The organism is Spirosoma terrae (genome assembly GCF_010435915.1).
In the GTDB taxonomy this organism is placed as follows: Bacteria; Bacteroidota; Bacteroidia; order Cytophagales; family Spirosomataceae; genus Spirosoma; species Spirosoma terrae.
This window is the reverse complement of the sequence record NZ_JAAFZH010000010.1, coordinates 87,959-99,753: the sequence shown is the minus strand read 5'-3', so window position 1 is coordinate 99,753 and position 11,795 is coordinate 87,959. Positions and strand designations below refer to the sequence as shown.

7 protein-coding genes are annotated in these 11,795 nt (G+C 47.1%); 4 read left to right on the top strand and 3 right to left on the bottom strand.

Features of this window, described 5'->3' with window-relative positions:
• Window positions 1-61: 61 nt before the first annotated feature.
• Window positions 62-364 carry a winged helix-turn-helix transcriptional regulator gene (locus GK108_RS20255; protein WP_163952481.1) on the top strand — a complete coding sequence of 101 codons (303 nt, stop codon included), beginning with the start codon at window positions 62-64 and terminating at the stop codon, window positions 362-364.
• Window positions 365-383: 19 nt separating this feature from the next.
• Here the strand turns inward: GK108_RS20255 and GK108_RS20250 are convergent, their stop codons facing one another.
• From GK108_RS20250 to GK108_RS20240, 3 genes are all read right to left on the bottom strand, one after another.
• Window positions 384-1,583: an acetate/propionate family kinase gene (locus tag GK108_RS20250; RefSeq protein WP_163952479.1), complete on the bottom strand. Its 1,200-nt coding sequence runs from the start codon at window positions 1,581-1,583 to the stop codon at window positions 384-386.
• A gap of 50 nt (window positions 1,584-1,633) precedes the next feature.
• Window positions 1,634-3,730 carry a phosphate acetyltransferase gene (gene pta / locus GK108_RS20245; RefSeq protein ID WP_163952477.1) on the bottom strand — a complete coding sequence of 699 codons (2,097 nt, stop codon included), beginning with the start codon at window positions 3,728-3,730 and terminating at the stop codon, window positions 1,634-1,636.
• Window positions 3,731-3,824: 94 nt separating this feature from the next.
• Complete coding sequence (locus GK108_RS20240; RefSeq protein ID WP_163952475.1) at window positions 3,825-6,206, bottom strand: phosphoketolase family protein; 2,382 nt, start codon at window positions 6,204-6,206, stop codon at window positions 3,825-3,827.
• Window positions 6,207-6,530: 324 nt separating this feature from the next.
• Between GK108_RS20240 and mgtA the strand changes: the two genes are divergently transcribed.
• The 3 genes from mgtA (at window position 6,531) to GK108_RS20225 (ending at window position 11,486) form a co-directional block, all read left to right on the top strand.
• Window positions 6,531-9,131: a magnesium-translocating P-type ATPase gene (mgtA, locus tag GK108_RS20235; protein ID WP_163952473.1), complete on the top strand. Its 2,601-nt coding sequence runs from the start codon at window positions 6,531-6,533 to the stop codon at window positions 9,129-9,131.
• A gap of 228 nt (window positions 9,132-9,359) precedes the next feature.
• Window positions 9,360-10,685, top strand: coding sequence for a site-specific integrase (locus GK108_RS20230; protein ID WP_163952471.1), 1,326 nt, complete (start codon window positions 9,360-9,362; stop codon window positions 10,683-10,685).
• Between the two features lie 21 nt (window positions 10,686-10,706).
• Window positions 10,707-11,486: a hypothetical protein gene (locus tag GK108_RS20225; protein WP_163952469.1), complete on the top strand. Its 780-nt coding sequence runs from the start codon at window positions 10,707-10,709 to the stop codon at window positions 11,484-11,486.
• Window positions 11,487-11,795: the final 309 nt, after the last annotated feature.

Sequence of the window (11,795 nt, the reverse complement as noted above, 5' to 3'; positions counted from 1 at the left end):
CAAAAATGGTCTGTTGGCTGGCATGGAGTCAATTAGTCAAAAAAAGTTGACTATATATAAAATGCAAAAAACTGAGCAAGGTTGTCCTGCCGAAGAACTACTTAAGTTGCTTTCTGGTAAGTGGAAACCACAACTTATTCGACTGGCGGTGAATGGGCCTTTACGATTCAATGCACTACTACGTGACATTGAGGGAGCTAATAAGCAGTCTCTCGCTACGTCGTTAAAGGAGCTGGTCGATGAAGGCTATCTGGATAAACTTGTAGTCAAGCAAAAACCGTTGCACATTGAATATTCGTTGTCGGAAAAAGGGAAGTCATTAATTCCTGTCTTTCAGCAACTAGAGGCAGTATCGTCAACCTAGATGGGGCTGCCTGAGCATATTAACGTTCATGTAAGAGTTCGTAGCTCTGTACTGCAATTTCCAGCTCCTCATTGGTAGGAATCACCAGGATTTTAACCGTTGCCTGGTCGCGGCTAACGTCTCGTATCTCGCTTGAATGAGCACTATTTTTTGAGCTGTCAAGGTGGATGTTCAGTACGTCGAGAGCGCTGCAGATTCGTTCGCGCATGGCGCTGTCATTTTCGCCCACACCAGCGGTAAAAATCAAGGCATCCAGGCCATTTAAAACGGCGGCATAAGCACCAATGTATTTGCGAATCCGGTACGCATAAATTTCCAGGGCTAATTCGGCGGATCGATTTCCGGCTGCCACGGCTTTACCAATATCGCGCATATCGCTCAACCCTGTCAGCCCCTGCATACCCGATTGTTTGTTAAGGAGCGTATTGACGTCATCGGTACTATAGCCAAGCGAAATCAGGTGGAAAATAATGGCGGGGTCAATATCGCCCGAGCGAGTACCCATAACCAGCCCTGCCAGCGGGCTGAAACCCATGCTGGTATCGATAGACTGACCTGCCCGTACGGCCGTCATACTACACCCGTTGCCCAGATGGATGCTGATAAGTTTAGCATCGGGCTTTTGTAGCCAGGTCATGGCTTTACCGCACACATATTTATGGCTGGTGCCGTGAAATCCATAAACACGAATTCCTTCATGTACGTACAACGTATCTGGAATAGCGTAACGGAATGCGTAGGCGGGTAGTGTCTGGTGAAAAGCCGTATCGAAAACGGCGATTTGTTTCGCCCTGGGAAACGTTTTTTCAGCAATTTCAATGCACTGATAATTGATGGGGTTATGCAGAGGAGCTAGCGGAAACAGGACTTTGATCGCTTCTTTAACCGATGGGGTAATCAGCGTAGGTTTAGCAAAGCGTTCGCCCCCATGCACAACCCGATGGCCCACAACCTGAATGTCATCAGCCGAATGAATTAAGCCCGTCTCGGTATCTGACAAGAGCTGTAGCATTTGCTCAAGCCCTTCTGCATGGTCGGCAATAGTCCCTTTTCGCTCAATGGTCAGACCCGGTTCCGTCGTCAGGATTTTGTGTCGGATGAGGGCTTCGTTCGTGCCTATTCGTTCAATGAGCCCCGTACACAGGGGCTTATCGGAGGGCATATCGAAGAGTTGGTATTTCAGGGAGCTGCTGCCCGCGTTGATAACTAAGATGTACATGCTTTGGGTAGTCTGACAGAATTGAGTCAGGTAGAAATCAGTTGAAAAGACTATACGCTATCCTGACACTGAATGGCTGTAATGACCACGGTATTGAACACATCATCTACCGTGCAACCCCGGCTTAGGTCGTTGATAGGTTTATTGAGTCCTTGTAACATAGGGCCAATCGCCAGAGCGCCTGTTTCCCGCTGTACGGCCTTATACGTATTATTGCCCGTGTTTAAATCCGGGAAAATCAACACACTCGCCCGACCGGCTACGTCCGAATTGGGGAGTTTTTGATTGCCCACCAGCGGATCTACGGCCGCGTCATACTGAATAGGACCTTCGATTTTTAAATCAGGACGCTTTTGCCGAACGATGGCCGTGGCCTGTCGCACTTTCTCTACGTCTTCGCCTTCGCCCGATGTTCCCGACGAATACGAAAGCATGGCGATACGTGGTTCGATCCCAAACCGGGCGCTACTTTCGGCAGACGAGATGGCGATTTCGGCCAGTTGAGAGGCTGTTGGATTAGGATTTACCGCACAGTCGCCAAAGACGGAAACGCGATCGGGCAAACACATGAAAAAGACCGATGACACCAGCGATACCCCTGGTTTAGTCTTGATAAATTGCAACGCGGGCCGGATCGTATGCTGGGTTGTGTGAACAGCTCCTGATACCATGCCATCGGCGTGCCCCTGATAAACCATCATCGTACCGAAATAGGATACGTCCAGCATCATATCCCGTGCCATGTCGAGGTTCACATTTTTGGCCTTTCGCAAGTCGTAAAGTGTGGCCGCATATGCATCGTAATAACTTGAGGTGGCCGGGTTAATGATCGTCACCAGACTGGTGTCAAGCGTTAAGCCCAGTCGCTTGGCCGAGGCTAGAATTTCGGTCTCGTCGCCCAGAATGGTTAACTCAACAATGTTTTGGGCAACCAGTCGGGCTGCTGCTATCAGAATCCGGTCATCATTTCCTTCCGGTAAAACAATGTGTTTTTTCTGACTACGTGCCGCTTTGACGAGCTGATACTGAAACATGTGTGGCGTGATGGCTTCCGAATGAAACGTAACAAGCCGGTCGTCTAGCGCTTTGGTGTCCACATAGGTTTCAAATACTGTAATGGCCAATTCAATTTTTCGTCGGTTGTCGGCTGTGATGCGGGAGTGAATGGCGCCAATAGCGGTCGTGGTACCAAACGTTCCCTGTTGCACGGTCAGAATGGGAATGACCGTCTGAAGTCCAGAAATCAGCCGGGTAACGGGTTCGTCGGGCACAGTGTCGGCCGTCAGGACAATGCCTGCTACTTTGGGATAGTTGGCGGATAGATTAGCCTGCAACGCGCCAATGATAATGTCACCCCGGTCGCCCGGAGTCACGATCAGTACGTTGTCTTTGATGTAGTTCAGAAAATTTGGCAGCATCATCGCTCCCGTGACGAAATTGTCGACCTGATTGGAAAGCAGGTTTTCGCCCACCAGTACTTTAGCTCCCAGTGCGTCGCGGATTTCCTTCATCGTTGGACTTTGCAACTGTTTTTCCCAGGGGATAATGGTAAGCATCATATCGGTGGGAAGCTGCATACGTAGCAGTTCCTGAACATCCTCAACCTGTTCCGGTTTTACCCGATTGGCGACCATTCCCAGTACCTGTACCTCTCGGCTTTCGAAACCCTGGAGCGCGCTTAAGGCTGAGCTGATGATCTGGGCGGTCGATTTACCTTCTCCAGTAATGATAATCAGGACGGGGGCTCCCAGGTTTTTAGCAATAACGGCGTTGGACTCAAACTCGAAAGCGATGCCTTCACCAAGAAAATCACTACCCTCAATGATTGTAAAGTCGCAGGTCTCTTCCAGTTTTTTGTACTTACTGATAATCGTGTTGAGCATCTCACCCCGCCCTTGCGACTCCATGTGCTGAAGGGCTTCCTGCCGAGTGAAGGCGTACGTATCTTCATAGGCGATCGGTAAGGCAAAGTAATCCAGAATGGCTTCGATGTGGATTTCTTTCTGACCTGGGGGTTGCTGCGTAATAATGGGTTTAAAGTAACCAACCTTCTGTGTTTTCCCTAGCAGGCTGTTAACCAGCCCCAGCGCCAGTAAGGATTTCCCCGTATAGGGCTCTACCGACGCGATAAATATGGATTTTGTCATAGTACGCTTTTAAACTTTTTCGACAGGATAAACAAGATTGCTGGATTTAAAACCGCTGTATATCCTGTTAATCTTGTCAATTCTGTCGAAAGATTTATCTGTTTTCCCAGGTCCAGTTACGTACCTCGGGCATATCCTGGCCGTACGTATTGATGTACTGCCGGTGGGCAATCAACTTGTCCTGCATTTCCTGCTTCAGGTAGGCCATCCGATTCCGGAGCTGAGGAAGTCGGTCGATCACATCCTGTACCAGATGATAGCGATCTAGTTCGTTGAGAACGGTCATGTCAAACGGTGTTGTAATGGTCCCTTCCTCTTTATAACCCCGAACGTGAATATTCCGATGGTTGGTTCGTTTGTACGTCAGTCGGTGAATCAACCACGGATAGCCGTGAAAAGCAAATATGACCGGTTTATTTTCGGTGAAAAGTAAGTCAAAGGCCGTGTCGTCCAATCCATGTGGGTGTTCGGTACTGGATTGAAGCCGCATCAGATCGACCACATTCACGACCCGGATTTTTAAATCGGGCAGGCTCCGACGCAAAATGGAGACCGCTGCCAGGGTTTCCAGGGTTGGTACGTCCCCAGCGCAGGCCATTACTACGTCTGGTTCGTCATTGATATCGTTACTGGCCCAGGTCCAGATACCAATTCCCCGGCTGCAGTGCATGATGGCTGACTGCATATCCAGCCATTGTGGTGCCGGGTGCTTTCCGGCTATAACTACGTTGACATAATGCCGCGAACGTAGGCAGTGATCCATTACCGACAGCAGACAGTTGGCGTCGGGTGGTAAATAGACCCGAACCACTTCCGCTTTTTTATTGACAACCAGGTCGATAAATCCGGGGTCCTGGTGAGTGAATCCGTTATGGTCCTGCCGCCAGACATGCGACGCCAACAGGTAATTAAGCGAAGCGATTTTACGTCGCCAGGGAATCTCACGCGTGACTTTCAACCATTTGGCGTGTTGGTTGAACATTGAATCCACGATATGAATAAAGGCTTCGTAGCTGTTGAACAACCCATGACGCCCCGTTAGCAGGTATCCTTCCAGCCAGCCTTCGCATTGGTGTTCGCTCAACATTTCCATAACGCGACCGTCGGATGCCAGAAATTCGTCTGTTAGAAGCTGATCGCCTTCCCACTGGCGGTTCGTAGCCTCAAAAACGGCGTTTAGTTTGTTCGATAATGTCTCGTCGGGGCCGAAAATTCGGAAATTCCGTTGCGATTCATTAAGCCTGATACCATCACGCAGAAATTTACCCAGGATCATTGTGTCGGATTCGTTCACTGCACCGGGACTCGTAACCGGAACGGCATAATCACGGAAGTCGGGTAGGAGCAGATCTTTGAGCAACAAGCCACCGTTGGCGTGCGGGTTAGCGCCCATCCGGCGAGGTCCCTGCGGTGCCAGGGCCTGCAGTTCCGGGCGTAACCGACCTCGTTCGTCAAAAAGTTCGTCGGGACGGTAGCTTTTTAACCAGTTTTCTAATTGGGCAAGGTGAGCCGGATTGGTCGCCGGATCGGTAATCGGTACCTGATGGGCTCGAAACGTACCGGCTATCATGAGACCATTTACTTCTTTGGGTCCCGTCCAGCCTTTTGGGGAACGTAATACGAGCATAGGCCAGCGTGGTCGACTGGTTTCGCCCTCTACCCTTGCTTTATGCTGAATGGTCTTAATAGTCAAAATAATCTCCTCGAGAGCCGTGGCCATTGCCTGGTGCATTGCGGTAGGATCGTCGCCCTCGACGAAATAGGGAATCCACCCGTAGCCATAAAATAACTGCTGAAGTTCTTCATGACTGATACGGGCCAGTACGGTCGGGTTCGCAATTTTGTATCCATTCAGGTGCAGTATAGGGAGCACGACGCCATCGGTCACCGGGTTCAGGAACTTGTTCGAGTGCCAGGCCGTCGCCAGGGGACCGGTTTCGGCTTCACCATCGCCTACGACACAGGCTGCAATCAGATCCGGGTTATCGAAAACAGCGCCAAAAGCGTGACTCAGCGAATAGCCTAGCTCGCCCCCTTCGTGGATAGAACCCGGACATTCGGGCGAAACGTGGCTGGGTATACCACCTGGAAACGAAAACTGAGTAAATAGTTTTTTGAGGCCTGCTTCGTCCTGGGTGATTGTTGAGTATACTTCACTGTAGGTGCCTTCCAGATACGTATTGGCCACCAGAGCTGGCCCTCCGTGCCCAGGGCCCGATAGATAAATCATGTTTAGATCATGGGTCTGAATCAATCGGTTTAGGTGGGCATAGATGAAATTCTGGCCTGGTGTGGTTCCCCAATGGCCCAACAGCATTGCCTTGATATGCTCCGGTTTTAGTGGCTCACGTAACAGTGGATTATCACGTAAATACATTTGGCCCACAGACAGATAGTTTGCTGCCCGCCAATAGGCATCGATGGCATTTAACTGTTCGGGAGTGGGGTTAATCGACTCAGTTTGATTGATAGTCATTGCTTTAATAGAGGAAGAGGATTGTTTCTGGATGGATTACGTAGCACTGGGCAAACTAACGGTTTTCTATAGCGGCAGCGCAGGCTAGCGGGTACTGTTACGTATCTGAAGGGACGTAGTAGGTTTAACTAGCCAAGTAGAAAGGTCCGTTTATGTGAAAGTAAGACTATATAGTATGTGCTGTTGACCACTGTATAAACAAAGATAGAGGCAAAAGAGAGGCTCCGGGCTGACTAGGGTCATCTATTAGCCTGATGATTGTCAGGGAGTAACCCTAAATGAGAGACTACCTTGTGGGTAAATACTATCGTAGCATTTTCTTCCATGAACTCCATTGATTCTGTGGCCGATTATTACGCTGATTGCGAATCAGCGTACCGATTTGAGAGTCCATCCAATTTGTCAACCTTTTGGGCTTTGTCGGCTGATCAAGTGATGACGCAGCTACAAACCACTGGTGATGGGTTGACTACTATCCAGGCGAATCAGATTCGGAGAAAAGTAGGGGTGAACCAACTCCAGGCTCACCAAAATGGCTCGGCTGTCAGTTTGCTGTTAAGCCAGTTTAAGAGTCCGATTTCAATCATTCTGCTGTCAGCAGCTTTGTTGTCTTTTTTTCTACAAGATACAACCGATGCCGTCATCATTTTCGTAATTACTGTCCTGAGCGCATTGCTTGGCTTTTGGCAGGAAAAAGGAGCGTCTGACGCTATGCAGCAGTTACTGGCCCTGGTAACCGTGAAAACAACGGTATGGCGTGATGGACAGGAAATGGACCTGCCAGTTGAGCAACTTGTTCCAGGCGATGTGGTGAGCCTGCGGGCGGGTGATCTGGTACCTGCTGATAGTTATTTGATCGCTTCTAATGAACTGTTTGTCAATGAAGCAACGCTTACAGGCGAAACCTATCCAGTTGACAAACGGCCTGCAATACTGGCAGCCAATATACCCATTGCTAAGCGGCAGAATACGTTATTCATGGGGTCGCACATCGTTAGTGGAAGCGGGCGGGCGGTGGTTGTACGAACAGGAGTGCAAACAGAGTTAGGGCGGATTGCTCAACGAATTAACCAAACGCCAGCCGAAACTGATTTTGAGCGGGGCATTCGACAGTTTGGTTACCTGCTTATGGAAATCACCCTGCTACTAGTTATCCTGATTTTTGCAATTAATGTTGGCTTACACAAACCTGTTTTGACCGCACTTTTATTCTCGTTGGCTATTGCTGTGGGGCTAACTCCACAACTGCTGCCCGCTATCATTAGTATTAATCTCGCTAAAGGAGCCAGACGCATGGCACAGCAGCAGGTTATCATTAAACGATTATCGGCCATTGAAAACATCGGCAGTATGAATGTACTCTGCTCTGATAAAACTGGTACGCTCACCGAAGGCCGTGTCCGGGTTGATCGCATGATCGACGTTTGGGGGGAACCTTCTGCACGAATACGATTGCTGGCTAACATAAACGCGCAGTTACAGCAGGGGTTTCGTAATCCCATCGACGAAGCTATTCTGACGTTTGATACCACAATAGACGTATCAACTTATCCGCGTGTGGACGAAATACCATATGATTTCATTCGCAAACGCCTAACGATTCTGACGGAAATCAATGGACAGGCGATCATGATCACGAAAGGTGCGGTACAAAATGTGCTGGATGTCTGTGCCTTTGTGGATAAGGGGACGGAACCTGCCCTAGCGTTGAATGAGGTACGGACGAAAATTGAACAGACTTATCAGATACTTAGTAGCCAGGGGTTTCGGACGTTGGGGCTAGCCTGTAAGGATACCAATGGCAAACGGGATATCGATAAACATGACGAATCCGGCATGACGTTTCTAGGATTCATTACGCTGTTCGATCCTCCGAAGGCAGACATTCAGCAAACGTTGAGGCAGTTAAATGGGCTGGGCATTCAACTCAAAATGATTACCGGTGATAACGCACTTGTAGCGAGCTGCGTAGCCGACCGTATAGGAATTCAATGTTCTGATGTGCTGACGGGTACGGCTCTACGGCAACTATCTCCTGAAGCCTTACGCCAAAAAGTAGTGGACACGCATGTCTTTGCAGAGGTAGAACCCAACCAGAAAGAAAGTATTATACTGGCCTTGCAGAAAGCAGGTTTTGTAGTTGGCTATATGGGCGATGGGATTAATGATGCTAGCGCTCTCCATGCTGCCGATGTCGGTATTTCAGTCGATTCAGCAGTGGATGTTGCCAAGGAGTCGGCGGATATTGTGCTATTACAACAAAATCTGAACGTATTGATCGATGGCATTCGGGAAGGTCGCCGAACATTTGTCAACACGATGAAATACATCTTTATGGCTACTAGTGCCAACTTCGGCAATATGTTCAGTATGGCGGGAGCTTCGTTGCTTTTACCATTTCTGCCGTTACTACCTACTCAGATTTTACTAACGAATCTGCTTACCGATTTGCCCGAAATGGCCATTGGTTCGGACAATGTTGAACCTGAAGCCGTCATGTTGCCTGCTCGGTGGGATCTACGCTTTATCCGGCATTTCATGCTGACATTTGGACCACTTAGTTCTGTCTTCGATTACCTTAGCTTTGGCTTATTATTCTGGGTGTTCCATACAGACGAGCAAACGTTCCAGACCGGCTGGTTTGTCGAGTCGGTGCTATCGGCATCGATCATTGTACTGGTCGTTCGGACGCGTCGGGTATTTTACAGAACATTACCAGGCCGATGGCTGATGATCGCTACTGGCTTCGTTATATTGACCGTTATAGTATTACCATCTACGCCACTGGCACCTATGTTTGGATTCCGTCCACTACCAGTCTCTATGTATGGAGCACTTCTGGGTATTGTGGGTGCGTATGTTATAGCTGCCGAAGGACTCAAACACTGGTTTTACAGGACATACAAAAGCCGATCAGTGCATTGAGAATAAGGTCCAGTGAGTTGCCATTAAGACTCCTGCAAAAAACAAAAACGCCCAAATCGGTGTGATTTGAGCGTTTTCTAATGTGACCACGGGGAGGTCTTATTTTCTGACTAGTATTGCATTATTTCCCCTGTAAATAAGCCATCTGAACAGTATTTTACAGGGATAAACAAAATCGTATCGGGCTATTGTTTCTGTATTGTTTCTGAAAAACGTACCTTTATTGGTATGAATATCACCTACAAATTTGAGCTAAATTATCGGCCCAACAAAGACGGACGACATACAATATTCCTGCGCGTAACGGCAAACCGTAAACACCGGAAAATTAAAACGACCGTTGCCGTAAAACCAGACGAATTTGATAAGGATGCCAAGTGGGGCAAATGGATTGCTGCTAAAAACCTCTACCATAAGGAATATAATACCAAGCTTAAAAAGGTACTTCGGGATGCCGAGGAAACGGCCGATATGATCGATGCAACGGGCGTAGCCACGCCGGTCGAGGTGATCAACCTTTTGCATAACCCAATGCCCGATGAGGGGTGGACGCTGGGCAGTTTTGCCCAGAAGGTAATCAATGATGCGGCCTCCAACAGCGTCGGCTACCAGCGCAATCTCAAATCCCGGCTAAGTGTCTTTGTTGACTTTGCTGGAAAAGAGCTGCCTCTGAGAGCTATCAATCTGGACGTATTGAACCGCTTCAAGCGGCATTTACAGGCGCAGGGCACGATGACCGGTACCCGGCATACCTACTTCAACCGGATCAAGCGGATGATGCTGGAAGCCTTGAAGCTGGAATATATCCAGAAGGATCCGTTCGCCCATTTCGATATGCCTTCCGATAAACCAGCGCCGAGACTTAAACTTTCCGATGGTCAAGTCGACGCCATTGAAGCTGTGGAGGTAGGGGGGAAGCGGATCGATGCGAAGGGCAGGCGCTACGATCAGGGAATCTGGTTGTTTCGGGCGAAATACTTGTATCTGTTTGCCTATCACATGGGGGGTATTCGATCGCGCGACGTGCTCCAACTGCGCTGGAGCAATATAGTTGGGGAGAAAGGAGCTGAGCGCTTAGAATACCAGATGTCCAAAACGGGGGAACAGATGTCAACCCGGATCAATAAACGAGCCAGAGAGATTATTGAGCTCTTTAGAACAGATCACTACAGGCCTCATGATTACCTTTTTGGGTTGTTATCGAACGAGGCTAAATATGCCCACTACCTCACTTATGAGCAAAAGAAGAAAATGCCCAGGGAGCTGGCCGTACGGCTCTTTAATGATATTTCGTCGGTGCAGGTGCTCATTAACCGGGAGTTGAAAACGTTAGCCGAAAAAGCAGGGATAACCGAGCGTTTAACGTTTCATACGGCACGCCACTCCTTTGCCGACAAAGCCCGCCGGAAAATGAAGGAATCCAAGAATATCAGTATAGACGACATCCGGCAGGCTTTGGGTCATCAGCGGCTGGATACCACCCAGCGCTACCTCAACGGGTTTGATAAGGAAAGTCTGGATACTGCAATGGATGCGATATTTGGAGATGACTAAATAATTAAGTGATTTAGAAAAATGAAACATATAAAACGGAAGTTTAGAAACGAGTTTAAGTCCGATGCAAAGGAGTTCGAAGAAAAATATAATGTAATTGATCTAAATGGTAATCGTGAAGAATTTAGATCAATTAAGCATGCGAAAGGATTAGTATGCTTTTTGCATACGGATTCAGATATGGCTGTGGAAGCCTTCCAGGTAAGAATAGACGGCAAATATTACTACATACCTGAACCTGATCTTATATTAATTTATTTTGACAGCGCTCAACGGCATTATAAGTCTATTGCTCAGCAAAAGAAAGAGATAATCAAAGCTTTTGATATTGAAACATCAGATATGAAACTGGACGTTCATAAGCTTTATACCCATTATGAATTGTGTGTGGTTTTTGTTACTTCTTTATTTACCTCTATTGAAGCCTTTATGAATAAAATTATACCAGATGATTATCTTTTCAGCGACCCTAAGAGTAATAGAGTTGAGGTTTATAATAAAGAACAAATTCAGAGATTTATTTCATTTGATACTAAGATAAAAAGAATACTTAAAGAAATTACAAATAAAGATTTCCAAAAAGCGCATCCAAATAAATATCAATTTATAGAAAATCTTAAGAATTTTAGAGATTCTATAATCCACACAAAAACCAGTAATGAAGGGAATACCCCTTATGAGCATTTATTTAAATTAGCATTTACATTTAGATATGAGGAGGTACTACATGCTGTAAGGGATTTTATTAATTTTTATGAAAATGATTATGTAGTTGAATGTGATTGTGGTGGAGACTTTTAAGCCTAACGCCAAATAATAACAGTATTAAAAGTTTTCAATGGGGACCGGAGGTCGTTCTGCCAGGAAAAACACTAATAAATTTCCATTAACTCCTCATCAGTTAATATGCCTGAAAGGTTCGATTGTACTTTAATGTTATAGTTTTTAATAGAATCATGCTCAACTATACCTAATGGTATAATGTTATCAATTTGTGCTCTAATTGATAGCATATTCAATGCGTCAGCGTAAGATAAGCAAGAAATAAGTAAAATTTCACCTTTCAACTTAAAGATTGCTCTGGATAATATCATAAATAATGGAGATTAG

Excerpts from the sequence above, each read along its gene's own strand:
- mgtA (WP_163952473.1), top strand. The coding sequence starts at position 6,531 with ATGAACTCCATTGATTCTGTGGCCGATTATTACGCTGATTGCGAATCA.
- GK108_RS20240 (WP_163952475.1), bottom strand. The coding sequence starts at position 6,206 with ATGACTATCAATCAAACTGAGTCGATTAACCCCACTCCCGAACAGTTA.
- GK108_RS20250 (WP_163952479.1), bottom strand. The coding sequence starts at position 1,583 with ATGTACATCTTAGTTATCAACGCGGGCAGCAGCTCCCTGAAATACCAA.
- pta (WP_163952477.1), bottom strand. The coding sequence starts at position 3,730 with ATGACAAAATCCATATTTATCGCGTCGGTAGAGCCCTATACGGGGAAA.
- GK108_RS20225 (WP_163952469.1), top strand. The coding sequence starts at position 10,707 with ATGAAACATATAAAACGGAAGTTTAGAAACGAGTTTAAGTCCGATGCA.
- GK108_RS20230 (WP_163952471.1), top strand. The coding sequence starts at position 9,360 with ATGAATATCACCTACAAATTTGAGCTAAATTATCGGCCCAACAAAGAC.
- GK108_RS20255 (WP_163952481.1), top strand. The coding sequence starts at position 62 with ATGCAAAAAACTGAGCAAGGTTGTCCTGCCGAAGAACTACTTAAGTTG.